This window comes from Actinokineospora fastidiosa (assembly GCF_014648415.1).
GTDB lineage: Bacteria > Actinomycetota > Actinomycetes > Mycobacteriales > Pseudonocardiaceae > Actinokineospora > Actinokineospora fastidiosa.
Genome location: NZ_BMRB01000002.1, coordinates 1,567,731 through 1,593,115, shown reverse-complemented (window position 1 = coordinate 1,593,115; position 25,385 = coordinate 1,567,731). Strand labels below are relative to the sequence as shown.

At 71.9% G+C, this 25,385-nt stretch carries 21 protein-coding genes; 12 read left to right on the top strand and 9 right to left on the bottom strand.

Going from position 1 to position 25,385, the window contains the following annotated elements; genetic code table 11:
- The first annotated feature begins 18 nt into the window (after positions 1 to 18).
- From IEY98_RS17190 to IEY98_RS17180, 3 genes are all read left to right on the top strand, one after another.
- Positions 19 to 1,830 carry a glycoside hydrolase family 6 protein gene (locus tag IEY98_RS17190; protein ID WP_189211412.1) on the top strand — a complete coding sequence of 604 codons (1,812 nt, stop codon included), beginning with the start codon at positions 19 to 21 and terminating at the stop codon, positions 1,828 to 1,830.
- A 114-nt stretch (positions 1,831 to 1,944) separates the two neighbouring features.
- Complete coding sequence (locus IEY98_RS17185) at positions 1,945 to 2,463, top strand: PadR family transcriptional regulator (protein WP_189211411.1); 519 nt, start codon at positions 1,945 to 1,947, stop codon at positions 2,461 to 2,463.
- On the top strand, positions 2,460 to 3,251 hold the full coding sequence (locus IEY98_RS17180; protein WP_189211410.1) for an alpha/beta fold hydrolase: 792 nt from the start codon (positions 2,460 to 2,462) through the stop codon (positions 3,249 to 3,251). The genes IEY98_RS17185 and IEY98_RS17180 overlap by 4 nt, the downstream gene beginning before the upstream one ends.
- 1,004 nt (positions 3,252 to 4,255) lie before the next feature.
- On the opposite strand, the gene ku is transcribed toward IEY98_RS17180, so the two are convergent.
- A complete protein-coding gene (gene ku / locus IEY98_RS17175) occupies positions 4,256 to 5,206 on the bottom strand; it encodes a non-homologous end joining protein Ku (RefSeq protein WP_189211409.1) in 951 nt (316 codons plus the stop codon).
- Between the two features lie 218 nt (positions 5,207 to 5,424).
- Here ku and IEY98_RS17170 point away from each other — a divergent pair, with 218 nt between their 5' ends.
- The 4 genes from IEY98_RS17170 to IEY98_RS17155 all read left to right on the top strand — a co-directional run bounded on the left by IEY98_RS17170 (position 5,425) and on the right by IEY98_RS17155 (position 8,183).
- A complete protein-coding gene (locus IEY98_RS17170) occupies positions 5,425 to 5,793 on the top strand; it encodes a hypothetical protein (protein WP_189211408.1) in 369 nt (122 codons plus the stop codon).
- 31 nt (positions 5,794 to 5,824) lie between these two features.
- A complete protein-coding gene (lpdA, locus tag IEY98_RS17165; protein ID WP_189211407.1) occupies positions 5,825 to 7,222 on the top strand; it encodes a dihydrolipoyl dehydrogenase in 1,398 nt (465 codons plus the stop codon).
- Positions 7,223 to 7,327: 105 nt separating this feature from the next.
- Entirely contained in the window at positions 7,328 to 7,744 is a 417-nt protein-coding gene (locus tag IEY98_RS17160) for an organic hydroperoxide resistance protein (RefSeq protein ID WP_189211406.1), read from the top strand.
- A gap of 79 nt (positions 7,745 to 7,823) precedes the next feature.
- Positions 7,824 to 8,183 (top strand): MarR family winged helix-turn-helix transcriptional regulator, encoded by a 360-nt coding sequence (locus IEY98_RS17155; RefSeq protein ID WP_189211859.1) that lies wholly within the window; start codon positions 7,824 to 7,826, stop codon positions 8,181 to 8,183.
- Here IEY98_RS17155 and IEY98_RS17150 read toward each other — a convergent pair.
- Complete coding sequence (locus IEY98_RS17150; protein ID WP_189211405.1) at positions 8,180 to 8,965, bottom strand: MBL fold metallo-hydrolase; 786 nt, start codon at positions 8,963 to 8,965, stop codon at positions 8,180 to 8,182. The genes IEY98_RS17155 and IEY98_RS17150 overlap by 4 nt on opposite strands.
- Positions 8,966 to 9,035: 70 nt before the next feature.
- Between IEY98_RS17150 and IEY98_RS17145 the strand changes: the two genes are divergently transcribed.
- Positions 9,036 to 9,785 carry a VOC family protein gene (locus IEY98_RS17145; RefSeq protein ID WP_189211404.1) on the top strand — a complete coding sequence of 250 codons (750 nt, stop codon included), beginning with the start codon at positions 9,036 to 9,038 and terminating at the stop codon, positions 9,783 to 9,785.
- An 885-nt stretch (positions 9,786 to 10,670) separates the two neighbouring features.
- Here IEY98_RS17145 and IEY98_RS17140 read toward each other — a convergent pair.
- From IEY98_RS17140 to IEY98_RS17130, 3 genes are read right to left on the bottom strand one after another with little or no spacing between them, the layout of a single operon-like run.
- Positions 10,671 to 11,300, bottom strand: a complete 630-nt coding sequence (locus IEY98_RS17140) for an AAA family ATPase (RefSeq protein ID WP_189211403.1) — start codon at positions 11,298 to 11,300, stop codon at positions 10,671 to 10,673.
- A gap of 10 nt (positions 11,301 to 11,310) precedes the next feature.
- Positions 11,311 to 11,748, bottom strand: coding sequence for an SRPBCC family protein (locus tag IEY98_RS17135; RefSeq protein WP_189211402.1), 438 nt, complete (start codon positions 11,746 to 11,748; stop codon positions 11,311 to 11,313).
- A 55-nt stretch (positions 11,749 to 11,803) separates the two neighbouring features.
- The gene (locus tag IEY98_RS17130; RefSeq protein ID WP_189211401.1) at positions 11,804 to 12,856 is read right to left on the bottom strand and encodes a TetR/AcrR family transcriptional regulator; all 1,053 of its coding nucleotides are present in this window, start codon (positions 12,854 to 12,856) and stop codon (positions 11,804 to 11,806) included.
- A gap of 158 nt (positions 12,857 to 13,014) precedes the next feature.
- Here IEY98_RS17130 and IEY98_RS17125 point away from each other — a divergent pair, with 158 nt between their 5' ends.
- Positions 13,015 to 14,166, top strand: coding sequence for a cytochrome P450 family protein (locus IEY98_RS17125; RefSeq protein WP_189211400.1), 1,152 nt, complete (start codon positions 13,015 to 13,017; stop codon positions 14,164 to 14,166).
- A 222-nt stretch (positions 14,167 to 14,388) separates the two neighbouring features.
- On the opposite strand, the gene IEY98_RS17120 is transcribed toward IEY98_RS17125, so the two are convergent.
- The gene (locus IEY98_RS17120) at positions 14,389 to 15,834 is read right to left on the bottom strand and encodes a glutamate synthase subunit beta (protein WP_189211399.1); all 1,446 of its coding nucleotides are present in this window, start codon (positions 15,832 to 15,834) and stop codon (positions 14,389 to 14,391) included.
- Positions 15,827 to 20,338, bottom strand: coding sequence for a glutamate synthase large subunit (gene gltB, locus IEY98_RS17115; protein ID WP_229786984.1), 4,512 nt, complete (start codon positions 20,336 to 20,338; stop codon positions 15,827 to 15,829). Before gltB ends, IEY98_RS17120 begins: the two co-directional genes overlap by 8 nt.
- 487 nt (positions 20,339 to 20,825) lie before the next feature.
- Here gltB and IEY98_RS17110 point away from each other — a divergent pair, with 487 nt between their 5' ends.
- From IEY98_RS17110 to IEY98_RS17100, 3 genes are all read left to right on the top strand, one after another.
- Positions 20,826 to 21,263: an FxsA family protein gene (locus IEY98_RS17110; protein ID WP_189211397.1), complete on the top strand. Its 438-nt coding sequence runs from the start codon at positions 20,826 to 20,828 to the stop codon at positions 21,261 to 21,263.
- Between the two features lie 104 nt (positions 21,264 to 21,367).
- Positions 21,368 to 21,886, top strand: coding sequence for a superoxide dismutase (locus IEY98_RS17105; protein WP_373292405.1), 519 nt, complete (start codon positions 21,368 to 21,370; stop codon positions 21,884 to 21,886).
- Positions 21,887 to 22,151: 265 nt separating this feature from the next.
- Positions 22,152 to 23,111, top strand: a complete 960-nt coding sequence (locus tag IEY98_RS17100) for a PucR family transcriptional regulator (protein WP_229786983.1) — start codon at positions 22,152 to 22,154, stop codon at positions 23,109 to 23,111.
- A gap of 499 nt (positions 23,112 to 23,610) precedes the next feature.
- On the opposite strand, the gene IEY98_RS17095 is transcribed toward IEY98_RS17100, so the two are convergent.
- Together IEY98_RS17095 and IEY98_RS17090 are read right to left on the bottom strand one after the other, a co-directional pair.
- Entirely contained in the window at positions 23,611 to 24,549 is a 939-nt protein-coding gene (locus IEY98_RS17095; RefSeq protein ID WP_189211395.1) for an anti-sigma factor RsbA family regulatory protein, read from the bottom strand.
- Entirely contained in the window at positions 24,546 to 25,334 is a 789-nt protein-coding gene (locus IEY98_RS17090; protein WP_229786982.1) for an MEDS and STAS domain-containing protein, read from the bottom strand. The genes IEY98_RS17095 and IEY98_RS17090 overlap by 4 nt, the downstream gene beginning before the upstream one ends.
- Positions 25,335 to 25,385 lie beyond the last annotated feature (51 nt).

The window sequence follows — 25,385 nt, the reverse complement described above, 5'->3', positions numbered from 1 at the left end:
CTCGCAAGGAGGCGATGCATGAGTCTGCGCAAGATTGGCCGATCCCGAAAGCTGGCCACGGCGATGGCGGTGACCTCGGTGGCCGCCCTGTCCGCGACGCTTGTCGTGGCGGGCACCACCACCGCCAACGCCGCGCCCGGCTGCCGGGTCAACTATGCCGTGTCGAGCCAGTGGCCCGGCGGGTTCGGGGCCAACGTGACCGTCACCAACCTCGGTGACGCGATCAGCGGCGGCTGGACCCTGGAGTGGGACTTCGGGGCGGGGCAGCGGATCCAGCAGGGCTGGAACGGCGAGTTCACCCAGTCCGGCAACCGCGTGACGGTGCGCAACCCCGGATGGAGCCCGTCCCTGGCCACCGGCGCGACGGTCACCCCCGGCTTCAACGGCTCGTGGACCGGGTCCAACCCGGCGCCGACGCAGTTCCGGCTCAACGGGACCGTCTGCACCGGCAACGTCCCGCCCACCACGACGACGTCGACCACGACGACCACCACCACGACGACCACGACCACCACGGGCGACAACCCGCCCGGGCAGAAGGTGGACAACCCGTACGTCGGCGCGAGCGTGTACGTCAACCCGCAGTGGAAGGCCCGCGCCCAGGCCGAGCCGGGCGGCTCGCGGATCGCCAACCAGCCCACCGGTGTCTGGATGGACCGCATCAGCGCCATCCACGGCAACGACTCGCCGACCACGGGCTCCATGGGTCTTGAGGACCACCTGGACGAGGCTGTTCGCCAGCTGGCGGCCTCGCCCACCGGTGAGCTCGTCTTCCAGGTCGTCATCTACAACCTGCCCGGCCGCGACTGCGCCGCGCTGGCCTCCAACGGCGAGCTCGGCCCGACGGAGCTGCCGCGCTACAAGAGCGAGTACATCGACGTGATCGCGGACATCCTGTCCCGGCCGCAGTACTCCGAGCTGCGCATCGTCGCCGTCATCGAGATCGACTCGCTGCCCAACATCGTCACCAACGTGACGCCGAGGGCGACGGCCACTGCCAACTGCGACGTGATGAAGCAGAACGAGAACTACCAGAACGGCGTCGCCTACGCGGTGGCCAACCTCGGTGGCGCGATCCCGAACGTCTACAACTACATCGACGCGGGCCACCACGGCTGGATCGGCTGGGGCGACCCCGTCCCCGAGTACGACAACTTCCACGCCTCGGCGCGGATGTTCGCCTCGATCAACGGCCGCGAGGGCGCGCGCCTGGACATGGTCCACGGCTTCATCACCAACACCGCGAACTACTCCGCCCTGCGCGAGCCCTACTGGACGGTCGACGACATCGTCAACGGCCGCCCGGTGAAGGAGCAGGCCAAGTGGGTCGACTGGAACGACTTCAACGGTGAGCTCGGCTTCGCCACCGGCATGCGCGCCGAACTCATCAAGAACGGCTTCCCGTCGACCATCGGCATGCTGATCGACACCTCCCGCAACGGCTGGGGCGGCCCCAACCGCCCGACCGCGAAGTCGACGTCCACCAACCCGGACACCTACGTCAACGAGTCGCGGATCGACCGGCGCATCCAGAAGGGCAACTGGTGCAACCAGTCCGGCGCGGGCCTCGGCGAGCGGCCGAAGGCCGCCCCGGAGCCGGGCATCGACGCCTACGTCTGGATCAAGCCCCCGGGTGAGTCCGACGGCGCCAGCGAGGAGATCCCGAACGACGAGGGCAAGGGCTTCGACCGCATGTGCGACCCGACCTACCAGGGCAACCCCCGCAACGGCAACAACCCGTCGGGCGCCCTGCCGAACGCGCCGCTGTCGGGCCACTGGTTCTCCGCCCAGTTCCAGGAGCTCATGGCGAACGCCTACCCGCCGCTGTAGGGGGTAGTCGACAACTGAATACCCGCTGAAGCCGCGGGCGGTGTCCAGGTCCCAGGACACCGCCCGCGGTGCTGCTAGTTGACAAATCTCCTAGGGGACTTGTCTACTAGTGGCGTGGTTCTCTCCCGCATCATCCTGGGGCTGCTCGCCATCGCGCCCATGACCGGATACGACCTCAAGCGGCACTTCGATTCGACCGTGGGGCACTTCTGGTCGGCCGACAAGGCCCAGATCTACCGGACCCTCGCCCAACTCGTCGCCGACGGCCTCGCGGAGGTCGAGACCGTCGCGGGCGCGGGCGCGCCCGACCGCCAGGAGCACCGGATCACCGCCGCCGGGCGGGCGGCGCTGGCCGCGTGGCTGGAAAGCGCGCCGGAACGCCAGGTCGAGCGCGACCCGTTCCTCGCCAGGGTGTTCTTCGGCGCCGACCTCGACGACGACGGCTTCCGCGCGCTCATCGCGGGCCGCAGGGAGACGACCAGCGCGCGGCTGGCGGGCTTCGAGCGGCTGCGCGCCGAGGCCGACGCGCCCGACCGCGCGGCCCGGCTGCGCCTCGCCACGCTGGACAACGGCATCGCCCACCTGCGCACCGAACTCGCCTGGCTCGACGCCGTCGAGGAGGAGCTGGCATGACCCGCTTTCCCGAGGTGCACCACCCCGCGGCGGGTCGCCCGGTCGTGATGCTCCACGGCGGCAACGTCGGCAACTGGATGTGGGAGCCGCAGCTCCCCGCGCTCACCGACCGGATGGTCCTCACCCCGGACCTGCCCGGCTTCGGCGCCCGGGTCGGCGAGGACTGGCCGGGCCTGGACGCGGCGGCCGACGACGTCGTCGCCCGGGTGGCCGCCCACGTCGAGGGTCCGTTCGACCTAGTCGGGCTCTCGCTGGGCGCGGTGACGGCGTTGCGCCTGCTGGCCCGACACCCCGACCGGGTGCGCTCGGCGTTCCTCACGGGCGCGCCGCTCACCCGCGCGGGCGTCGGACTGCGCCTGATCTGCCAGGTCCACCTGGCCTTCTGCCAGATGCCGTGGTTCTGGCGCGGCCAGGCCGCCGCGTTCGGCATCCCGGCGGACGCCCGCACCCAGTACGTCGCCCACGGCCTCTCCGTACGCCGCGAGACCGCGGCCGCGATGAACGCCGAGGTGTGCGCGGGCGGCGTGCCAGCGGACCTGGGCCGCTACACCGGCCCCCTGCTCGCGATCGCAGGCCAGAAGGAGTCAGCCGCCGTCCGGCGGTCCTTGACCGACATCGCCAAAGCCGCCCCCCAATCCATCCTCCGACTCGCGCCGGGGATGCACCACATCTGGAACATCGAGGACACCGCATTGTTCAACGACGCCCTACGCGCCTGGCTAGCCGGAACCGTGGACCCCAGGCTCATCCCGGTGGGACCGAGAACGGCCGACCGCCATGCATCCTGACCCACCCCGCCGAGGCGCACCAGCCACAGAACCACCGACCGACAGGGAGTGGCTGACCACCCCCTGACCAGCTCCCCACGCCTGCTCAGTCCCGCTTTGACCGGCCCTCCGCGCAACAAGCACCCAGCGGTTGCAGCCACCCACGCACCATCACCGACCGCCATGCCCACGCCACCACCGCCCACCCTGCCCACCATCGGTTGGTCTCGCCGCCCGCCTGCGGCGGGGCTTCGCCGGATGCCGGTGGCGTGGTCTCGCCGGGTGCCGGTGGCGTGGTCTCGCCGGGTGCCGGTGGTGTGGTCTCGTCGGGTGCCGGTGGTATGGTCTCGCCGCCTGCTGGACGGCGTGGTCTCGCCGGGTGCCGGTGGTGTGGTCTCGCCGGGTGCCGGTGGTGTGGTCTCGCCGGGTGCCGGTGGTGTGGTCTCGCCGCCTGCTGGACGGCGTGGTCTCGCCGGGTGCCGGTGGTGTGGTCTCGCCGGGTGCCGGTGGTGTGGTCTCGCCGGGTGCCGGTGGTGTGGTCTCGCCGGGTGCCGGTGGTATGGTCTCGCCGCCTGCTGGACGGCGTGGTCTGGCTGCCCGCCGAAGGCGTGCTCGCGCCGCTCGCCCCCGCCGCGCTCTTTCGCCCACCAACGGGTGGCCCGCTGCCCGCCCGCGACGCATCTTCGCCACGCGCCGATAGCGTGCTTTCGCTGCCAATCCCCGACTCGCTCTCCGCCGACGACGGCATGGCCGCGCTGCCAGTCCTCGGCGTGGCGTTGCGGTCCGCCAGCGGCGCGCCTCGCTGGCCTCGCTGCCCTGCTACAACCTCGTCTCGCTGTCAGCCCTCGGCGTCACTGTCCGCCAGCGGCGCGGCTCGCTGGCCGTCTGCGGTGGTCTCGCTGCCTGCCTACGACCTGGCCCCGTTGCCAGCCCTCGGCGTGGCCTTGCCGTCCGCCAGCAGGGCGCATTGCTGGCCCTCGCCGTGGCCCCGCTGCCGCCTCTACAGCACCGGCCTCGCTACCCGCCTACGACGCCGCCCTGGTGCCTGCCTTCTCGATGGCCTTCTCCAGTTCCTCGCGGGTCATCTTCGAGCGGCCCTTGATGTCGAGGTCCTTGGCCAGCTTCTCCAGCTCGGCCTTGGTCAGCTCGGACAGGTCCTCTTCCGGCTCCGCCTTCTTCGGGGTGGGTGTCTTGCCCTTCTTGCGGCTCTCCACGCTCGCGCTCAGGGCCTCGAACAGGTCCACGACCTTCGTCGGCTCGGCGGGCTCCTCCTCGGCCACGATCGTGCGGCCCTGGCGCTTGTCCTCGATGAGCTGCTCGACGCGCTGGGTGTAGGTGTCGTGGTAGTTCTCCGGCGTCCAGTCCTCGGCCATGGACTCGACCAGGGAGACCGCCATGTCCAGTTCCTTGCCGCGCGCGGAGACCAGCTCCGGCATGGACTTCAGTTCCTTCGCCGGGTTCCTGATGTCCTCGGGGAACAGCAGGGTCGTCAGGATGAGCAGCTCATCACCCGGCCGCAGCGCCGTCAGGTACTCCTTGCCACGCATGACGAACGACGCGATCCCGGCCTTGTTCGTCTTCCGCATCGCCTGCAGGAGCAGGCTGTAGGCGCGGCCGTACTCCTCTTTCGTGGGACTGAGCCAGTACGTCTTCTGGAAGTAGATCGGGTCGATCTCGTCGAGGTCGACGAACGCGCTGATGTCGATCGTCCGCGACCGCCCCGGGGCGATGGCGTCGAGCTCGTCGGGCTCCAGGATCACGTACTCTCCGCCGCCGAGGTCGGCGCCCTTGACGATGTCGGAGTACGCGACCTCTTTGCCGGTGCGCTCGTTGACCCGCTTGTAGCGGATCCGGTCGGAGGTGCCCCGCTCGAACTGGCGGAAGCTGATGGTGTGGTCCTCCGTCGCGCTGTACAGCTCCACGGGCACGGTCACCAGGCCGAAGTTGATGGCGCCTGCCCAGACCGGTCGTGCCACGGACCCTCCCCGAGTTCTCCCTGTACGCCAAACAGTAGGCCCGCGCACCGCCCGCCGCCACGCCGTTGACTGAAAGAACATGACCGGTTCGGGTTTGAAACTCACGCTAATGGGTACTACTCAGCCGAACCCCCGACCTTCCGGAGGCGGCTTTGCTACCCCTCAGGCTCCCACCGCGCCCATTGTGGCGCGGACTCGAGTACGGCCCCGCTCTCGTCGTGCTCGATGCCGCCGGGTCCAGGCCGGACGACATCCCCGCCGCCTGGGTCCCGCTGACCGACTCGTTCCAGATCGCCTGGTGCGCCACGCCCGGGCCGGAGACCGGCCCCGAGGCCGTCGAGGACGTGCTGGAGACCCTCGCCGACCGACGGGTGCGCACCCACATCGTGGCCGACGCCGAACTCGCGGAGTTCGCCGCGGGCGTGCTCGCCGAGTTCTCCCACATCGTGCGCACGCTGGTGGTGGTCGGCGGGGGAGACCTCCCGGCCACCACCGGGGTGCACACGGCCCGGGTGCCCGGCCGCGACCTCTCCTCACCGCAGGTAGTCGCCTCGGTGCTCGCCGAACTCGGACGGGCACGCACCTGACAACACCGGCGCGGGCAATAGTGTGGGCGGTATGAGCACACACTTCGACGTCGTGGTCCTCGGCGCCGGGCCGGGCGGCTACGTGGCCGCCATCCGGGCGGCGCAGCTCGGGCTGAGCACTGCCATCATCGAGGAGCGCTACTGGGGCGGTGTCTGCCTCAACGTGGGCTGCATCCCGTCCAAGGCACTGCTGCGCAACGCGGAGCTGGCGCACATCCTGTCCCACGACGCCGACACGCTCGGCATCCAGGTCGAGGGCTCGCTGCGCTTCGACTACGGCAAGGCGTTCGCCCGCAGCCGCACGGTCGCCGACGGCCGGGTCAAGGGCGTGCACTACCTGATGAAGAAGAACAAGATCACCCAGTTCTTCGGCTGGGGCACGTTCACCGACCCGAACACCATCGAGGTCAAGACCGACAGCGGCACCGAGACCGTCACCTTCGGCCACGCCATCGTCGCCGCGGGCGCGACGACCCGGCTGCTGCCCGGCACGAAGCTGTCCGACCGCGTCGTCACCTACGAGGAGCAGATCCTCAGCGACACGCTCCCGGAGAGCATCGTCATCGCGGGGGCGGGCGCCATCGGCGTCGAGTTCGCGTACGTGATGCACAACTACGGCGTGAAGGTCACCATCGTCGAGTTCCTCGACCGGATGGTGCCGCTGGAGGACGAGGAGGTGTCCAAGGAGCTGGCCCGCCGGTACAAGAAGCTGGGCATCGAGGTCCTCACCGGCACCCGCGTCGAGTCCATCGACGACAGCGGCGAGAAGGTGCGCGTCACCGTCTCCAAGGGCGGTCAGGAGCAGGTGCTGGAGACCGACAAGGTGCTCCAGGCGATCGGCTTCGCCCCGCGCGTGGAGGGCTACGGCCTGGAGAAGACCGGCGTCCGGCTGACCGAGCGCAAGGCCATCGACATCGACGGCTTCTGCCGCACCTCCGTGCCACACATCTTCGCCATCGGCGACGTCACCGCCAAGCTGATGCTGGCCCACACGGCCGAGGCCATGGGCGTCATCGCCGCGGAGACGATCGCGGGCGCGGAGACCATGGAGCTGGACTACGTCATGATCCCGAGGGCGACCTACTGCCAGCCGCAGATCGCCAGCTTCGGCTACACCGAGGCGCAGGCCCGCGAGCGCGGCTACGACGTGAAGGTGGCCAAGTTCCCCTTCACCGCCAACGCCAAGGCGCACGGCCTCAACGACCCGGTGGGCTTCGTCAAGCTGATCAGCGACGCCAAGCACGGCGAGCTGCTCGGCGGCCACCTGATCGGGCCCGAGGTCACCGAGCTGCTGCCGCAGCTGACCCTGGCCCAGCAGTGGGACCTCACCGTGCACGAGGTCGCCCGCAACGTCCACGCGCACCCGACGCTGGGCGAGGCCGTCAAGGAGGCCGTCCACGGCCTCGCCGGTCACATGATCAACATGTAGGGGAGTTGCCCGGGGTCCGCCCCGGGTAAGCCCCGCCACTTCGAGTTGTGCACAACTTAATTGCAGACTAGCTTTGTGGGTAGTCGACCGCGAAGGAGTCAAGCGATGAAGGTGCTCTACACCGCAGAGGCGACCGCCACCGGTGCGGGTCGCGGCGGGCACGTGCGCTCGTCCGACGGCGTCATCGATCAGGACCTGGCGGTGCCGACCGGGCTCGGCGGCCCGGGCGGCGCGGCGAGCAACCCCGAGCAGCTGTTCGCCGCGGGCTACTCGGCGTGCTTCCACGGCGCCCTGCAGCTCGTCGCCCGGCAGGAGGGGGCGTCCGTCGAGGGCTCGCAGGTCACCGCGTCCGTCGACATCGGCAAGTCCGCCGACGGCCTCGGCCTGGGCGTGCGGCTGACCGTGACGGTGCCCGGCGTCGAGCGGTCCGTTGTGGAGGACCTGGTGGCCAAGGCCCACCAGGTGTGCCCCTACTCCAAGGCCACCCGTGGCAACATCGACGTCGACCTGGTGGTCGCCTGAGCATCCGGAGGTAGCCGTGGCCGTCTCGCCGACGCTGGAGCAACAGCTGTGCTTCGCGCTGTACTCCGCGTCCCGGGCGATGACGGCCCGGTACCGCCCCCTGCTCGACGAACTCGGGCTCACCTACCCGCAGTACCTGGTCCTGCTCGCCCTTTACGAGCGCGACGGGCGGACGGTGAAGGAGCTGGGGGAGGAGCTGCGGCTGGACTCCGGCACGCTCTCGCCGCTGCTCAAGCGCATGGCCGCCGCGGGCCTGCTCCGCCGCACCCGCAGCGCCGACGACGAGCGCAGCGTCGTGGTCGAGCTGACCGACGAGGGCGCGGCCCTGCGCGGGCGCGTCGCCGAGGTCCCGGGCGGGCTGTTCCGCGACACGGACGTCACCGTGGCCGAGATCGCCGACCTGCGCGCGCGTCTGCAGGACTTCCTGGCGCGCATCTAGAGGGGCTTGGTCTGACCTCGGTACAGGTATTCGATCGTCGCGCTGGGCTTGCGGCGCTCCACCTCGTGGGTGAAGTCCGACAGGGGCGAGTGGAAGAGGCCGTAGTCGTCGTAGTGCACGGGTAGGGCCTTCTTGGGACGCACCATGTCCAGCAGGTCGACGCCGCGCTCGCCGTCCATGGACAGCAGCATGCCGAGGATCTTCGTGCCGCCGAGGTGGATCACGGCGGCGTCGATGTGCGGGTAGCGCTCGGCGATGCCCGCGATGCCGGGGAAGGGGAGCGTGTCGCCGCTGAGGTAGACGCGCAGCGGCGCGCGGTCCGGCGGCTCGTACTCCAGCAGCGTGCCCATGACCGGCGGGAGCAGCCCGGCCAGCGGACCCCGCGTGTGCACGGCGGGCAGCGAGGTGACGCGCAGGCGCTCGCCGTCCTTGTCCAGGACCCGCTCCTGCCAGGTGCGCATCGGCACGGCCTCGGTGAAGCCCTTGCCGCGCAGCCTCCCCGCCGCGTGCTCGGTGGTGAACACCGGCAGGTCGCGGTGCAGGTCGCGGCGGGCGACCCGGTCGAAGTGGTCGCCGTGCAGGTGCGACAGCACGACACCGTCCAGCGGCGGCAGTTCGCCGATGGTGAGCGCGGGATCGGTCCTGCGCCTGCTGACCAGGCCGTGTCCGATATGGACCCACTGGCCGCGCCGCACGAAGTTCGGGTCGGTGAGCACGGTGAACCCGCCGAGCCGCAGCAGCGTGGTGGCGGTGCCGACGAAGGTGATCGCGCAATCGGCCATCCACCCGGCTACCCGGCCCCGCGCGCGGCGAACCCACGCGAGTGTCGGTGACCCCGGTTAGCGTGGGGGCATGAGCCACGTCAGCGAGAACCAGCCCCTCGGCACCCCGACCTGGGTGGACCTCGGCATCCCCGACCTGGCCCGCGGCCAGGAGTTCTACCAGGCCGTCTTCGGGTGGGACTTCGAGGACTGGTCGGGCTACAGCGTCGCCCTGCTCGACGGCCGCAAGGTCGCGGGCATCTCCGGCTACGCCGAGGGCCCGGACCACTGGTGGAACGTCTACCTCGCCACCGACGACTGCGCCGCGACGGCGGAGAAGGTGCGGGAGGCGGGCGGCCGGATCGTCAACGAGCCCGACGCCATGGCCGACCTCGGCGTGATGGCCGCCGCCGTCGACGCCGTCGGCGCCCCGTTCAGCCTGTGGCAGGGCAAGAAGATGGTCGGCTGCGAGGTGGTCAACGAACCCGGCGCCCTGGTGCGCAACGACCTCACCACCCCCGACCCCGCTGCCGCCCGCCGGTTCTACGCCACCGTCTTCGACTTCACCCTCGACACCAACCCCGACCTCCCGTCGATGGACTTCACCTTCCTCCGCCGCCCCGACGGCCACGAGATCGGCGGCATCATGGGCTCGCAGACCGCCCACCGCTCCCGCTGGTCCACCACCTTCGAGGTCGCCGACACCGACGACACCGCCACCAAGGCCATCAAGGCAGGCGGCCGAGTGGTCGACACCGAGGACATGATCTACGGCCGCTTCGCCGTCCTGCTCGACCCGTTCGGCACGGAGTTCTCGGTGATCGCCCGCCCGTCGGACTAGGCGGCTGGGGAGGCGGGTGCCTGCCGACCGCTGTGCCGACCAGCCGCTCGTCGCCCAGCGCGGCCCGCGCGGTCGCGCAGGGATCGGCCGGTTCGGGGTGGTGTCGGCGTGTTCGGGCGGAAGTCGCACTGTTGACCGGTCTGCCGGTCCAGGTGGACGAGTCCTCCCCACCCCGGCTCGATTCAGCTGGACGGCAACTGCCTGGCCACCTGGTCCGGCCGCCGCCGCAGCAACCGAGCCGCTGGCGAGCAGCCGCTGGCGAGCCGCAGCAGCAGTCGAGCCGCAGCAGCAGTCGAGCTGCCGCCGCAGCAGCCGCGGAGCCGCCGCTGCAGTAGCAGCCGAGCTGCCGCAGCCGCCGCCGCCGAGCTGCCGCTCCAGCAGCCGTCGAGCCGCAGCCGAGCTGCCACTGCGGTAACTGCCGAGCTGTCGCAGCCGAGGTGCCGCTGCAGTAGCAGCCGAGCCGCCGCCGAGCCGTTGCAGCAGCTGCCGAGCCGTTGCAGCTCGCCGCCGGGCTGCCGTCGGCGAGCTGCTGTCGCCGGGCTGCCGTCGCAGCCCCCAGCCGTATCGAACCGGGCCTGACGCGCGATTCCCGCCCACCTGGTCCGGCACAGCCGACGCGCAGCGGCGGCCGTGTGCTGGCCCTACTTCCGCGAACCCGGGTCGCCTAGCCCGGCAGGCTGGCGCATAGCGATGCCTGTGCCGAAGCGGCTCCCGCCGGAGTCCGCCCACCTGGTCCGGCGGTCCAGCGCGCAGCTGCGCCCGTGCCGAATCGGTCCTGCTCCCGCCAACCTCTCCACCTGCCCCCAGCAGCGCCGACTCGCCGCCCACGGGTTCGGCAGCTCCGCGTCGCCGCCAGCCTCCACCGGTCGGTGCTCGTTCGCCCGGCTAAGTGATCAGGCGGATGTGTTTCACCCCGACCCAAGCCCGCCGCACGGCGCCGCGGAGGGGGCTGTCGGTGTTCGGGGTCAGGTGCAGGCCCGCTCGGGCAGCGATGTGGTCGGCCACCTCGGCCACCGACGGCTCGTCCGTCCAGACGTGTTCACCGAACTCGGGGCCGCTCAGCCGCTCCAGGCAGTGGTCGAGCTTCGACACCGCCCAGCTCTCCCGGCGTAGCGGGGCGTCCTTGCCCGCCATGAACGCGAGGAGGTGGCCGAAGCCGCGTTCGCGCAGGCGGTTGAGGATCGTCTCCCGATCCGCCAGCAGGGAGAAGTGGCGCACGTCGTGGCCGTCGTCGCGGAGCCTGCCGACGATCTCGTCGAAGTACGCGGGCTCCGTCAGGGTCATGGGCGCGATGACGTCGTGCTTGGCCAGGGTGAGCGACAGGACCTCGTAGACGCCCTGTCGCCACGCGGGTAGGTCCTGGAAGTCCTCGCGCAGGTGGGCGGGCATCATCCGGTGCAGGCCGAAGCCGACCATCTCCGGGTCGCAGATGACGCTGCCGGGCAGGCGTCGGCGCAGCTCGTGGGCAGTCTGCGTCTTCCCGCAGCCGAACGGCCCGTTGATCCACAGGAGCATGCGCCCGACTCTACGGAGATTCCTCCAGGCACGAGCGCAGCCGCCGGAGGTCGGCGCTGATGGCGCGGTGGACCTGCTTGCGCAGCAGCGGCGTGAGAAGGCCGAAGAACCGGCCGGGCGAACCGCTGGCGTCGATGGCCACCTCGGTGCCGCCCTCGGCGTCGGCCAGCTCGTACCGGATCCGCATGGGGAACGGGCGCTCGACGTCCAGCTCCACCATGCGGCCCGGCTCGTGCGCGGTGACGACGTAGCCGTAGGTGAAGTCGCGGCCGAGGAAACGCGCCGTGCGCTCGACCGTCATCCCGGTGGTGAGCGGGCCCGGCCGGTCCGGCCTGCTCGACCGGATGCCGCCGGTCCACCGCAGGTCGTTGGCCGGGTCGAACATGAACGCGGCGACCTCGGCGCGCGGTCGGCGGATCAGGGTCACCGGGCGTACGTCGACGGACATGGCCTGCCTCCTCCGTGCGGACCCACGATAGGTCCGCCCGGCGGCGGGCACCCGGCTACCGCGGCGCCTTGGTGTCGTGGAGGCTGCTCGCGGCGCAGGCGGCGAAGCCCTCCGACCGGAGCTTGATCCGACCGCCCGCGATGCGGAGCGCGACCTCGGTCGTGTCGGAGACACCGGTGACGCCCGCCGCGGCGGCGATCGTGCCGTCGGGGTCCACGACCACGCGCAGGCGCGGCACGCTCGCGGGCGGGAACGCCTGGCGGAGGTGCGCGCGCGTCTCGGCGACGGTGAGCCGGACCAGGCCGACGAGCTCGCCGGGGTCGGCGGAGACCACCACGAGGGTGATGTCCTCGTTGTCCGGCATCTCGCGGATGGCCTCCTCGATGGCGGAGAGCCGGTGCACGCCCAGGATGGCGACCAGGCCGGTGCTCGTCAGGTCGGCGGGCGCGTCGTGCGCGAGGTCGGTCGCATCGCCGGGCGACCACGGGTCGTCGAGCACCTTGGTGGGCGGCAGCTGGTCCGGGAACCGCCACGCGGTCTCGAGGTCGGGCAGGTTCTCGCAGGTCTGCACGATGTGGAACGGCTCGACCAGCCCGGGCGCGGCGGCGGCGAACTGGCGCGCGCCCTCCAGGATCGTCAGCGCGGCCTCGGCCTGGCGCACGCGCGGGCGGGTCCCGCCCAGGTGGCCCAGCGCGAAACCGATCTGCAGCGCCGACAGCTTCATGAGCTGGGTGTAGGCCTGACGGGTGCGGTCGTCGGCCATGACCTCGGAGAGCAGGTGCGCGCCGAGGTGGGTGGGCGCGGTGGCCAGCGGCAGGCGGGCGACGAACGCGCGGGCGAGGGCGCCGAGGGCGTCCTTCTGGGTCTTCTTCCTGGCCTGCCCGCCGTCTGCGGCGGCTGCCTCGGCGTCCTCGGCGAGGACGGCGAAGTAGAGGGCGCGCTTGCTGGGGAAGTTCGAGTACACCGCGCCCCGGGTGAGGCCGGCGCGGGCGGCGACGGCGTCGACCTTGGTCGCCGGGTACCCGCGCTCGGCGAACTCCGCGCGGGCGGCGGCCATCAGTTTCGCCCGGTTGCCCTCGCGGGTGGCGAGCCTCGTCTGCTTGGCCACGTGATCCTCCCTGGCGCCTCGTGCTTCGCCGATCAAGATAGCAGCCCAGATGATGTCACCATATGACCACATCATCCAGATGTTGAGATCATATGATGGCATCATCCAGATGATGGCATCATTCGGATGTTCACATCATATGTTCTCATCATCTGGAGGTGCCGGTGCTGGAGATCGACGCGACCGACCCGCGCGTGCTGGGGGACCCGTTCGGGGTGTACGGGGAGGCGCGGGAGGCCGGGCCGCTCGCCCGGCTGGTGGTCCCGGGGATGCGGTCGCTGTGGGTGGTGACGCGGCACGAGGGCGTCCGGGCGATGCTGGGCGACCCCCGGTTCGAGCTGCGTGCCGACAGCTTCCAGCGGCCGCCGCTGGGTCCGGAGGTGGAGCCGTACCTGCACACGATGGCCGAGAAGGACGGCCCGGAGCACACCAGGCTGCGGAGGCTGGTCGCGCCCGCGTTCTCCGCGCGCAGGGCCGAGGCCGTGCGCGGGCGCGTCGAGCGGATCGTCGAGCGGCTGGCAGCGGAGCTGCCCGACCCGGCGGACCTGGTCGCCGACTTCGCCCGCCCGCTGCCGATGGAGGTGATCTGCGAGCTCATCGGCATCCCCGAAGCCGACCGCGCCGACTGGCGCACCCACGGCGCCGCCGTCGCGGCGGGCTTCGGCGCGCAGTTCATGGCCGCCATCCCCGCGATCATCGAGGGCGCCAAGTCCGCCGTCGCCCGCCGCCGGGCCGAACCCGCCGACGACGTGCTCTCCGACCTCATCCAGGTCAACGACGACGACCGCCTCACCGACACCGAACTGGTCACCCTGGTCTGGCACCTGGTCCTCGCGGGCCAGACCCCGACCAACCTCATCGCCAACGCCGTCGAGACCCTGCTCGCCCACCCCGACCAACTCGCCCTGCTCCGCGAGACCCCCACCCTGATGCCAACCGCCGTCGAGGAACTGACCCGCTGGTGCAGCCCCCAACTCCTCACCACACCCCGCTACACCCGCGAGCCCGTCGACTTCTTCGGCACCACGATCCCCGCGGATGAGCCCGTCACCGCCTCCATCGCCGCCGCCAACCACGACCCCCGAGCCTTCCCCGCCACCCTCGACATCACCCGCCCGCCAGCCCAACACCTGGCCTACGCCCACGGTCCCCACTACTGCCTGGGCGCACCCCTCGCCCGAGTCCAAACGGAACTCGCCCTTTCCGCCCTCCTACGCCACCACCCCAACCTCGCCCTCGCAGGCACCCCCCACCGCACCCCCGACCCCGGCACCTGGCGCCTCTCCACCCTCCCGGTGACGCTGGGCTAGAGGGCCCACTGGGCAGGGGACCAGCCCCAGGCGGGCCCCTGCCTAGCGGACTGGATGGCAAGCAAGCAGGCGGTCGGGCGACCGACCACCACTCGTGCGTCCGAACCGTCGACCCGCCCACGTGGCGCGTGCTAAGCGCGAGGTGGCGGCAATTCCTGGCCCCGGAATAGAGAACGGGCCCGCAGGCATCGTCGACTGCGGGCCCGTCCGGTCACACAACCCCTAGACCAGCGGACGGTCCGTGGGGGCGATGGGGCGGGGGAGGACTCGGCGGCCGGTGAGGTAGGCGTCGACGCCCGCGGCGGCGGCGCGGCCCTCGGCGATGGCCCAGACGATCAGGGACTGGCCCCGGCCCATGTCGCCCGCGGTGAAGACGCCGGGGACCGACGTCTGGAAGTCGGCGCCCCGGGCGACGTTGCCCCGGTCGTCGAGGTCGACGCCCAGGTCGCCGAGGAGGGCGGACTTCTCCGGGCCGACGAAGCCCATCGCCAGGGTGACCAGGTCGGCCGGGATCTCGCGCTCGGTGCCGGGGACCGGGACGAACCGGCCGCCCTCGGCGCGGACGTCGGTCAGGCGCAGGGCCCGCACGTGGCCCTCCCCGACGAACTCCGTCGTGGACACCGAGTAGACCCGCTCGCCGCCCTCCTCGTGGGCCGACGACACCCGGTACAGCATCGGGTAGGTCGGCCACGGGGTGGACTCCGGGCGGGACGACGGCGGCTTGGGCATGATCTCCAGCTGCGTCACCGACGCCGCCCCCTGCCGATGGGCGGTGCCCATGCAGTCGGCGCCGGTGTCGCCGCCGCCGATGACGACGACGTGCTTGCCCGCCGCGTCGATCGGGGAGCGGTCCAGCAGCCCGGCCGCCACCTTGTTCGCCAGCGGCAGGTACTCCATGGCCTGGTACACCCCGGTCAGCCCGCGCCCGGGGATCGGCAGGTCGCGCCACGCCGTCGCGCCGCCCGCGAGCACCACCGCGTCGTAGGACGAGCGCAGCTCGGCGGCCGTGACGTCCACGCCCGCGTTGATGTTGGTGCGGAACACCGTCCCCTCGGCCCGCATCTGCTCCAGCCGCCGGTCCAGCCGGGACTTCTCCATCTTGAACTCGGGGATCCCGTACCGCAGCAGCCCGCCGATGGCGTCGGCGCGCTCCAGGACCTCCACGTCGTGGCCCGCCCGCGTCAGCTGCTGCGCCGCGGCCAGCCCGGCGGGGCCGGACCCGATGACCGCGACCGTCTTGCCAGTGCGGGCAACCGGCCGGACCGGGGTGATCCAACCCTCGTCCCACGCCCGGTCCACGATCGAGATCTCGACCCGCTTGATGCTCACCGGGTCCTGGTTGATCCCCAGCACGCACGCGGCCTCGCAGGGCGCGGGGCACAGCGTGCCGGTGAACTCCGGGAAGTTGTTGGTCGCGTGCAGCCGCTCGGCCGCCGCGCGCCAGTCGTCCCGCCAGACCAGGGTGTTCCACTCCGGCACCAGGTTGCCCAGCGGGCAGCCCTGGTGGCAGAACGGGATGCCGCAGTCCATGCAGCGCCCGGCCTGCTTGGCCACGCGCTCGTTCCCGAACTCGTCGTACACCTCGCGCCAGTCCTGAAGGCGCAGGAACACCGGGCGGGAGGGGGCGTTCTCCCGAGGGGTGGTCAGAAAGCCCTTGGGGTCAGCCATGAGCGGCCTCCATGATCGCCTGGTCGATGTCGCGGCCTTCGGCCTCGGCCGCGGCGCGCGCGGCCAGCACGCGCTTGTAGTCCTTGGGCATCACCTTGGTGAAGCGGCTGACGACGCTGTCCCAGTCGGCCAGCACCGATCGGGCCACCGCCGAGTCGGTCTCGGCCTGGTGGCACACCACGGTCTCGCGCAGGAAGTCGTGGTCGTCGGCGTCGAGCGGGTCGAGGTCGACCATCTCCGGGTTGACCCGGCCCGCGTCGAGGTCGAGCACGTAGGCGATGCCGCCGGACATGCCCGCCGCGAAGTTGCGCCCGGTCGGCCCGAGCACGACGACGCGCCCGCCGGTCATGTACTCGCAGCCGTGGTCGCCCACGCCCTCGACGACGGCCAGCGCGCCGGAGTTGCGCACGCAGAACCGCTCGCCCACCTTGCCGCGCAGGAAGATCTCGCCGCTGGTGGCGCCGTAGCCGATCACGTTGCCCGCGATGACGTGCTGCTCGGCGGCGAACTGCGCCTCCGGGTGCGGCCGCACGATGACGCGCCCGCCGGAGAGGCCCTTGCCCACGTAGTCGTTGGCGTCGCCGATGAGCCGCAGCGTCACGCCGCCGGGCAGGAACGCGCCGAAGGACTGGCCCGCCGTGCCGGTGAAGGTCACCTCGATCGTGTCGTCGGGCAGCCCGCCGCCGCCCCAGCGCCGGGTCACCTCGGACCCGAGCATGGTGCCCACCGTCCGGTTGACGTTGCGCACGGGCAGTTCCAGCCGCACCTTGTCGCCGGACTCCAGCGCGCCCTCGGCGAGCTGGATGAGCGTGTTGTCCAGCGCCCGCTCCAGCCCGTGGTCCTGGGCGACGACCTGGTGGCGGGCCGCGCCCTCGGCGAGCGCGGGCACGTGGAAGATCGGCGAGAGGTCGAGCCCGCTGGCCTTCCAGTGGTCGACGGCGGCCCGGGTGTCCAGCAGCTCGGCGTGGCCCACGGCCTCGGCCAGCGTCCGGAAGCCCAGCGCGGCCAGCAGCTCGCGCACCTCCTGGGCGATGAACTCGAAGAAGTTCACCACGTGCTCGGCCTTGCCGCTGAACCGCTCGCGCAGCACCGGGTTCTGCGTGGCCACGCCCACCGGACAGGTGTCGAGGTGGCACACCCGCATCATGATGCAGCCGGAGACCACCAGCGGCGCGGTCGCGAAGCCGAACTCCTCGGCGCCGAGCAGCGCGGCCACCACGACGTCGCGGCCGGTCTTGAGCTGACCGTCGGTCTGCACCACGATCCGGTCGCGCAGGCGGTTGGCCAGCAGCGTCTGCTGCGTCTCGGCCAGGCCCAGCTCCCACGGCCCGCCCGCGTGCTTGATCGACGACAGCGGGGACGCGCCAGTGCCGCCGTCATGCCCGGAGATCAGCACGACGTCAGCGTGCGCCTTGGACACCCCCGCCGCGACCGTGCCCACGCCGACCTCGGACACCAGCTTCACGTGGACGCGCGCCCTCGGGTTGGCGTTCTTCAGGTCGTGGATGAGCTGCGCCAGGTCCTCGATGGAGTAGATGTCGTGGTGCGGCGGCGGCGAGATCAGCCCGACACCGGGCGTGGAGTGCCGGGTGCGCGCGATCCACGGGTACACCTTCGTGCCCGGCAGCTGGCCGCCCTCGCCGGGCTTGGCGCCCTGGGCCATCTTGATCTGGATGTCGTCGGCGTTGACCAGGTACTCGCTGGTGACGCCGAAGCGGCCGGAGGCCACCTGCTTGATCGCCGAGCGCCGCTCGGGGTCGTAGAGCCGCTCGGCGTCCTCGCCGCCCTCGCCGGTGTTGGACTTCGCGCCCAGCCGGTTCATCGCGATCGCCAGCGTCTCGTGCATCTCCTGGGAGATCGAGCCGTAGGAGATCGCGCCGGTGGAGAACCGCTTGACGATCGAGCTGACCGGCTCGACCTCCTCGATCGGCACCGGCGGGCGCACGCCCTCCTTGAACGCGAACAGCCCGCGCAGCGTCTTCAGCGACGCCGACTGGTCGTCCACGAGCCGGGTGTACTCCTTGAAGATCTCGTACTTGCCCGTCCGCGTGGAGTGCTGCAGCTTGAACACCGTCTGCGGGTTGAACAGGTGCGGCTCGCCCTCGCGGCGCCACTGGTAGTCGCCGCCCACCGCCAGCTCGCGGTGGCTGGCGCGCACGCCGTCGGCCGGGAACGCCGCCCGGTGCCTGCGCGCCACCTCCTCGGCGAGGACGTCGAAGCCGACGCCGCCCAGACGCGACGTGGTGCCGGTGAAGCAGGCGTCGATCACCTCCGGGCCCAGGCCGAGCGCCTCGAAGATCTGCGCGCCGTGGTAGGAGGCCACAGTGGACACGCCCATCTTCGACATGGTCTTGCGCAGCCCCTTGCCGAGGGCCTTGATCAGGTTGCGGGTCGCCTGCCTGGCGTCCACGCCGGGGATCCGGCCGCGCTCGGCCATCTCCTCGACCGTGGCCATCGCCAGGTACGGGTTGACCGCGGACGCGCCGTAGCCGACGAGCAGGGCGATGTGGTGCACCTCGCGGGCGTCGCCGGTCTCCACGACCAGGCTCACCTGCGAGCGCGTCTTCTCCCGCACCAGGTGCTGGTGGACCGCGCCCACCAGCAGCAGCGACGGGATCGGCGCCAGGTCGGCGTCGACGCCGCGGTCGGACAGCACCACGATCCGGGCGCCGTCGCGGATCGCCAGCGACACCTCGGCGCGGATCTCGCCCAGCCGCTCGCGCAGCGCGTCGCCGCCGCCGCGCACGGCGTAGCGGCCGTGGATGGTGACGGACTGGAACTCCGGCAGGTCCCCGTCGTCGTTGACGTGGACGATCTTGGCCAGCTCGTCGTTGTCCAGCACCGGGAACGGCAGGGTGATCCGGCGGCAGGAGTCCGCGCCCGGGGCCAGCAGGTTCGGCTCGGCGCCCAGCTGGGTGCCGAGGCTGGTGACCAGCTCCTCCCGGATCGCGTCCAGCGGCGGGTTGGTGACCTGGGCGAACAGCTGGCTGAAGTAGTCGTACAGCGGGCGCTGGTCGCTCGACAGCGGCGCGAGCGGGGCGTCGTTGCCCATCGAGCCGATCGGCTCGGCGCCGGTGCGGGCCATCGGCTCCAGCAGCAGCGCCAGCTCCTCCTCGGTGTAGCCGAAGGCCTGCTGGCGGCGCACCAGCGAGTCGTGCGTCGGGACCTCGCGCTCGCGCGCGGGCAGGCTCTCCAGCCGCACCAGGCCCCGCTCGACCCACTCGCCGTAGGGGTGCGCGGCGGCCAGCTCGCCCTTGATCTCCTCGTCGTCGATGATCCGGCCCTGGGCGGTGTCGACCAGGAACATCCTGCCCGGCTCCAGCCGTCCCTTGCGGACGATCGCGGTCGGGTCGATGTCCAGCACGCCGACCTCGGAGGCCAGCACGACCAGGCCGTCCTCGGTGACCCAGTACCGGGCGGGGCGCAGGCCGTTGCGGTCGAGCACCGCCCCGATCTGGGTGCCGTCGGTGAAGGACACCAGCGCCGGGCCGTCCCACGCCTCCATCAGGGTGGAGTGGAACTCGTAGAACGCCCGCCGCGCGGGGTCCATCGTGGTGTGGTTCTCCCACGCCTCGGGGATCATCATCAGCACGGCGTGGGGGAGCGGGCGGCCGCCGAGGTGCAGCAGCTCCAGCACCTCGTCGAAGGACGCCGAGTCGCTGGCGCCCCGGGTGATGACCGGCAGGATCCGGCGCAGGTCGCCGGGGATCAGGTCGGTGGCCAGGGTCGCCTCGCGGGCGTCCATCCAGTTCCGGTTGCCGCGCAGGGTGTTGATCTCGCCGTTGTGCGCGACGTAGCGGTAGGGGTGGGCCAGCGGCCACGACGGGAACGTGTTGGTCGAGAAGCGGGAGTGCACCAGGCCGATCGAGCTGGTGACCCGCTCGTCGGTCAGGTCGGGGAAGAACAGGGCGACCTGCGGCTCGGTGAGCATTCCCTTGTAGACGATGGTCCGCGAGGACAGGCTCGGGAAGTAGACGTCGGCGGCCCGCTCGGCGCGCTTGCGCACGCAGAACGCCAGCCGCTCCAGCGCCATCCCGTCGACCCCGTCGGCGGCGGCGATGAACAGCTGCGCGAAGTGCGGCATCACGGAGGCGGCGGTGGCTCCACAGTGCTCGCGCCGCACCGGCAGCTCGCGCCAGCCGAGGACGACGGCGCCCTCCTCCGCGGCGATCGTCTCAACGGCTGAGACGGCGGCGGCGCGGGCGTCGGGGTCCACGGGCAGGAACGCCGTGCCGACGGCGTACGCGGCGGGCAGCTCGAAGTCCACGACCGCGCGGAAGAACGCGTCCGGCACCTGGATCAGGATGCCCGCGCCGTCGCCGGTGTCCGGCTCGGCGCCGCGGGCCCCGCGGTGCTCCAGGTTGCGCAGGGCGACGAGAGCTTTGGCGACGATGCCGTGGTCTCGGCGGCCGGTGAGGTCGGCCACGAAGGCCACACCGCACGCGTCGTGCTCGTACTGCTCGTCGTAGAGACCACCGCGCAGGTGGTCTTGGCGGGTCGTCACGCTAGCGGCCCTCCCATATGGCGGGAACGCGAGCGGGCAGGCGGGGACCAGGGGCCAGGGCGGCGCACCGGGGACCCCGCGCCCGGTGGCGTCCCCGGAATCTTCCGGCGACATTGGACTGCCCGGGCATCGGGCGGTTGAGCGCACCTCGTCGTGCGGAGCGCGGCCGTCGGACCCCATTGGCGACGGGCGCGAGTCATCAACGCACTTCACTGTGCGGACGCTATGTCGTGATTATGAGCGTCGGGCGGACTGCGCTGGCACGGTCCCGTCGCCGTCTGGCGCCCCGGGATCTTCCGGGGTTCTCATGACAATAGTGTGAAATGTTCGTATCCGGGATAGGCCGAACGGCGCGCGTGAAAATCGCCACGTGCCCCTTGACGGGGTCAGCGCCGCCAGAACGCCCCTGACCTGCGGTTTCGCGGGTGCGGGGATGTTTGGGCCCGTTCGCGCGTTGAACCGGTACAGACGTGGAAGGAGGCCCGCCGTGCCGGTCCTGGTGCTGCTGCTGCTCGCGATGGCCGTCGAGATCACCGTCCTGGTGTGGATCGGCGGCCTGGTCGGCGTGCTGCCGACGATCCTGCTCCTGGTCGCCGCGACGCTGCTCGGCGGCTGGCTGCTGCGCCGCGAGGGCGCGCGGGCGCTGGGGGCGCTGCAACAGGCGGTGTTCGCCCGCCGGGCGCCCGACCGCGAGGTCGTCGACGGCATGCTGATCGCCGCCGCGGGCGTGCTGGTGTTCGTCCCGGGGCTCATCAGCGACGTGCTGGCGCTGACGCTGCTGTTCCCGCCGACCCGCGCGCTGGTGCGCAAGCGGCTGCTGCGCAGGGCCGCGAGCCGGGCGGGCGTCATCGACTCGATCGTGGTCCCCGCCGAGCGGGTGGAACCGACCGTGATCGTGATTCCCGAGAGTCGGGACGAGACGTAAACACGACGGTTTAACTGTGTGCAGCAGGTCCATCGCTCTGAGTTGACGGGTTGTCCCCGGGTGACAACACTCGACTCGTGCGAGCGCTAATTGTTGCGACGATCATGAGTGCCTTGGGCGCGGTGCCCGCGTCGGCAGCGGCGCAGCCCGCGTCGGCCGAGGGCGGACACGCGCGGACGGCGGTGTTCGAGCAGTACCGGCCGGGTGCCGACGCCGTCACCTACTCGCTGGACCGGGTCCCGGTCGGCGCGCGGGCCTCGGTGCTCTCCTACGACCTGGGCGGGCGGACGGTGGTCGCGCTGGCCGTGACCGGCCTGCCGCCGAACACCGAGTACGGCGCCCACGTGCACGTCCGCCCGTGCGGACCGAACCCGGCGGACTCGGGACCGCACTTCCAGAACGTCCCCGACCCCAACCAGCCCTCGACCGACCCGGCCTACGCGAACCCGCGCAACGAGGTCTGGCTCGACTTCACCACCAACCGGCGCGGCAGCGCGCTCGCGGTCTCCCGCGTCGCGTGGACCTTCGGCGACCGGCAGGCCGACTCGATCGTGCTGCACGAGCACCACACCCACGTGGGCGGCGCGGCGGGCGCCCGGCTGGGCTGCGTGCGGTTCGGCTGATACCCGACGCCCCCGGTCGTCGTTGTACTGACAACGACGACTGAGGAGGCGCCGGTGTCCAGCGTCGACCGCGTGGCCGAGCTGATCGACCGGGTGGACCGGGAGGTCGACGCGCTCACCGCGGTCACCTGCGCCCGGATCGAGGCCGAGATGGCCGTGTACGGCGCGGTGGTCCCGGTCGAGCGGCTGCACGCCTCGGTGGCGGCCAACCTGCGCGCGGCCCTGACCGGCCTGCGCGGGGCGACCGACCTGACCCCCCGCCCGGGTGACCGCGCGCGAGCGGGCCGCCCAGGGCGCGCCGCTGCCGGAGGTGCTGCGGGCGTTCCGCATCGGCTTCACGCTGATCTGGGACCGGCTGGTCGAACTCGCAGGCGACGACCCGGAGGCCCTGCGCGCCGTCGTCGGCGCGGCGAGCACCACCTGGCGGCTGTTCGACGCCTTCAGCGAGGCGGTGACCAGCGAGTACCGCGAGGCCAACGCCGAACTGGCGCTGATCCGGCACAAACAGCGGTCCGCGCTGGTGGAGGCGCTGTTCGCGGGCGGGACCGACGCCTCGCTCTGGGACATCGCCCGGCTGCTCGACCTGCCGCTGGACGGGACGTTCGCCGTCGTCGCCGCCGAGGTGACCGGGCTCGGCCAGGAGCCGCTGCCCAGGGTGGAGGCGCGGCTGCGCGACGCGCACCTGGCCTCGGCCTGGCGGCTGACCCCCGACCTGCAGGTGGGCGTGGTCTCCCTGCACGGCGTCCTGACCCCGGTCCTGGACGTCCTGCGCGCCGACCTGACCGCGCGGGTGGGGGTGAGCCCGGTGTACGCGGGCCTGGGGAACACCGCGCAGGCCCTGCACTTCGCCAGGGTGGCCCTGGCGTCGCTGCCCAGGGGGTCGGCGGAGGTCGCCCAGTTCGACCAGTCACCGCTGTCCGGCCTGGTGGCGGGCGCGCCGGAGACCTCAGCCCAACTGGCCCGACAGGTCCTGGGCCCCGTACTGGCCCTCGACGACCGCGATGTCCTGCTGTCGACCCTGCACACCTGGTACACCTGCGGCGGCTCGACCCGGCTGACCGCCCAACGCCTGTACTGCCACCCGAACACCGTCCGCCACCGCCTCCGCCGCGTCACCGACGAACTGGGCCGCTCCCTGACGGACCCGGCCGACGTCACCGAACTCGGCACCGCCCTCCGCGCCCTCCTGATGTTCCCCGACGCAGCCCACCGCCCGGCAGGCTGACCCGCACCGCCGCGGGTGTGGTGTTTCCAGGCGTGGGCCGCAGGCTGGAGCAGTGCCCGATTCGGGTAAGGCACGCGGCTCTGCCCGGGGTGCTGGTGGTGGTTCGGGCGTGGCTTGCGGTTGCTCAGCACGGTTTCGGTGTGGCACGTGGGACGGTGTGCGCGGTGGTGGTGTTTCGGGCGCGATCCGCCACCCGGCAGGCGGGATCAGCGCCGGATTGGGGCGCGGCAGGGGAGGCAGCCCCGGCCCGGGCGGCGCCCACCCGCTTGGCCGGAGTGGGCGTGTGGGCTCGCCCGGCAAGAGTCGCTGAATCGGTCGGTGGATCTTCCTGAGCGAAAGCAGGTCGTGCGGGCTCGTGGTGGCGCGCCCCGGCCGGTAGAGCGGGGCGACCTTTCCCGCTGGTCATCGAATCGAGCCAGAGCGGCGCGCTTCATGGCCTTCTCCCGCCTGCCCGGTCAGTGAGCCTGCCGGAGCGGGCGTGGTCCGGTACCTCGACCGGTTAGCGGACCAGGCGGAGCAGGGCGCGCAGGGTGGTGCCGGTGGGGGTGGTGTGGGCGCGGACCAGGTCGGCGAGTTCGTTGACCAGGAGGAGGCCTCGGCCGAACGGCTGGTCGCCGGGGGCGGGGCGGCGGCCTGCCAGGGGGTCGGACAGGTGGCCCGCGTCGCGGACCTCGCACACCAGGTGGTCGCCGTGGCGCCAGAGGCGGAGGACGCAGGAGCCGGTGGCGTGGATGAGGCTGTTGGTGACCAGCTCGGTCGCGATCAGCTCCAGGTCGGCCACCCGCTCCTCGGCCAGGCCGAGCGCGCGGGCGTGGGCGGTGGTGAACCGGCGGGCCTCGGTGATCTGGTTGACCTCGGTGACCGTCATGGCGACCGCGTCCGCCCGCCCGTCGAGCGGCTGGTTGTAGTGGGCGATGACGCGCTCGGGGGCGTAGTCGTCGCTGGGATAACGGCTGTCCGCCTCCCACACCAGCGGATGGGTAACCCGCGCGTCGGCCACCACGTGCGGATCGAGACCAACCACGTCATACGGGCACACGATCGTCAGATCGCGGCCGGTGAACGCCGCGTTGATCAGCGCCTCGTGCTGGGCGCACGCCGGGTACTCGTCGGCGGTGCGCCCCGGCCAGATCGGCTCGCCGATGATGCGCACGTGGGTCCCGGGGTGCTCGTCGGCGAAGCGGCGCAGGACCCCGGCGATGATCCGGCCGGGATTGCGGCCCGCCTCGGCCATGTCGATCATCGTCACCCGGTCGGCGACCCCGGACAGCGCCGCGCGCAGCACCGACAGCCGGGGACCGGGCACCGCCACGGCGACCGGCTGCCCCGCCGCGACGCCGTCGCTGACGAACGGCACCAGCGCTGCCAGGTACTCGTCGTCGGACCGGTAGAACAGCGCCGGGTGGACGAAACCGTCGAGTGTCGTGTCGATCGTCATGCCGCTCGCTCCACGCGCACCCTCGACAGTCCGAGCACCTGCGCCATGCGGCTCGCGCCGGGCCAGTCGGTGCGCAGCACCAGCGCCACGCCCCGGCGCTCGGCGTAGCCCGCCAGCCGCAGCAGGCAGGCGTGATCGATGAAGGCCAGCTCCGGCGCGTCCACCACCATCTCCCCGCCGTCGGCGGCCAGGTCGACCCGGTCGAGCGCCGAGTCGAGCAGCGACCGGTTCGTCATGTCCAGCTCCCCGGCGAGCGCGACCGTGCGGTCCGAGGCGGCGTGCAGCCGGAAACCGGCGAGCCGCACGTTCGTCTGCGGGTGCAGGCACGCCAGCTGCGCCACCGCGGGGTCGCCCAGCTCGGAGCGGTCGTATCCGCACATCGCCGACATCGGGTTCTCGGACATGTACCGGTCGATCAGGTGCTCGTAGCGCAGGAAGGCGGCCAGCTGGTCGGGGGCGCGCACCAGCGCGGTCGCGTCCGCGGCGACCCGGAACCCGGTGAACCCGTCCGCAACGGCCTCCTCGGTCGCTCGCGCGTATACCGCCACCTGCTCGTCCGGGTCGACGACGGAGCCGCCCGGGTACGCCTCGGCCAGGGATCGGACCTGCGCGGTCCCGTCCCGCAACGCCTCGGCCAACTCCGTCACCCCGTCGAGCTCCCTGGTCAGGACCGCCTCGGGGGCGGAGCCGACATAGCGGACCCGCTGCCCGGCGGCCAGGCCGTCGACCAGGAACTCCCGCGCGCGGAGCCGGAACTCCGCCGCATCGGAATACCACCAGCACACATGGTCATGAAGGTCGAGATCCCGTGCGTGCCGCACCCATCCGGAACGTCG

Coding starts and splice junctions, on each gene's coding strand:
- IEY98_RS17190 (WP_189211412.1), top strand. CDS start 19: ATGAGTCTGCGCAAGATTGGCCGATCCCGAAAGCTGGCCACGGCGATG.
- IEY98_RS17180 (WP_189211410.1), top strand. CDS start 2,460: ATGACCCGCTTTCCCGAGGTGCACCACCCCGCGGCGGGTCGCCCGGTC.
- lpdA (WP_189211407.1), top strand. CDS start 5,825: ATGAGCACACACTTCGACGTCGTGGTCCTCGGCGCCGGGCCGGGCGGC.
- IEY98_RS17160 (WP_189211406.1), top strand. CDS start 7,328: ATGAAGGTGCTCTACACCGCAGAGGCGACCGCCACCGGTGCGGGTCGC.
- IEY98_RS17155 (WP_189211859.1), top strand. CDS start 7,824: ATGACGGCCCGGTACCGCCCCCTGCTCGACGAACTCGGGCTCACCTAC.
- IEY98_RS17150 (WP_189211405.1), bottom strand. CDS start 8,965: ATGGCCGATTGCGCGATCACCTTCGTCGGCACCGCCACCACGCTGCTG.
- IEY98_RS17145 (WP_189211404.1), top strand. CDS start 9,036: ATGAGCCACGTCAGCGAGAACCAGCCCCTCGGCACCCCGACCTGGGTG.
- IEY98_RS17140 (WP_189211403.1), bottom strand. CDS start 11,300: ATGCTCCTGTGGATCAACGGGCCGTTCGGCTGCGGGAAGACGCAGACT.
- IEY98_RS17135 (WP_189211402.1), bottom strand. CDS start 11,748: ATGTCCGTCGACGTACGCCCGGTGACCCTGATCCGCCGACCGCGCGCC.
- IEY98_RS17120 (WP_189211399.1), bottom strand. CDS start 15,834: ATGGCTGACCCCAAGGGCTTTCTGACCACCCCTCGGGAGAACGCCCCC.
- IEY98_RS17105 (WP_373292405.1), top strand. CDS start 21,368: ATGAGTGCCTTGGGCGCGGTGCCCGCGTCGGCAGCGGCGCAGCCCGCG.
- IEY98_RS17095 (WP_189211395.1), bottom strand. CDS start 24,549: ATGACGATCGACACGACACTCGACGGTTTCGTCCACCCGGCGCTGTTC.